At 39.0% G+C, this 992-nt stretch carries 1 protein-coding gene and 1 tRNA gene; one reads left to right on the plus strand and one right to left on the minus strand.

All coding sequences use genetic code 11. The annotated features are described in order from the left end of the window. Positions 1-156 precede the first annotated feature (156 nt). Positions 157-247 (plus strand) — tRNA-Ser (locus tag A3757_RS00875). 106 nt (positions 248-353) lie between these two features. Here the strand turns inward: A3757_RS00875 and A3757_RS00880 are convergent. Next, positions 354-992, minus strand: a 639-nt coding sequence (locus A3757_RS00880; RefSeq protein WP_156506071.1) for a site-specific integrase, incomplete at its 5' end; no start/stop codon positions are given.

Below are 992 nucleotides of genomic sequence, written 5' to 3' on the forward strand. Positions count from 1 at the left end.
AAACCAAGTATGTTTAGTTAGAATAATACTACATTTACATGCCTATAATAGTGGCGAGTATAGAAAATTCAACTCTCAAAAACTTTAAAAATAAATCGTTGACACCGCTAAAAAAATCATTAGTATACACCTCGCTTTCGACATGAAAGCAATTGCGGTGAGCTGCCAGAGTGGTTGAATGGACTGGTCTTGAAAACCAGCGTGGGTTAATAGCCCACCCGGGGTTCGAATCCCTGGCTCACCGCCATTTTTACTCCTTGATTTCCCAAGTTATTAGTTAAGATTCAAAGCCTCTTGGGGCAACTTTGGGGTAAAAACGGGATCCTTAGTGCACCTCCTAGCACGTTAAAATCTTATTCTAATCCTAAAAATGGTGAAATCAACTTAGCAGTGCTAGGTCTGTCTTCATGTATTATTTTTCCATAATGCTTTTTTAGCATCGATTCTGATGTGTGCCCCATAATTTCAGCAACAATACCAAGTGGTACATACTTTGTTATTAGCATCGATGCGAAAGTATGTCGACACTGATTTGGGCCTCTATGCCGCACGTTAGCTTCTCTCAACAAGGTTTCATAAGCTGTTCCTACTGACCGCTTGCTAAAAAGCTGCTCGTCTGTTTGTGATTTGAAGTTCTTGAAAATAGGTCGGATTTTATAGGATGTCGAATGTGTGTTGCTTCTGTTCTTTACACTGATTTCAATCGGTTTGTTCGTATATGAATATCTATGCTGCTTCAATAAAGTATCGATAGCAGGCCTTAACAATTGAAAAGAGCGTGTTCTTGAGGCTTCCTTAGGCACTTTGAATTCGTCACTTACATAAGCACGTTTAATATTTACTGTGTATGTGTTGAAGTCGATATCTTCCCACGCTAATGCGATTACTTCCGAAAGAGAGAGTCCTGTCCAGCACGTAAAGATGAACATGTTTATTATTTCTGGTCGACTGTAGTCACGTCTTTCTAGTTCAATTATTTTTTCCAGTTCTTT

The sequence above is a fragment of the Oleiphilus sp. HI0117 genome (genome assembly GCF_001635235.1).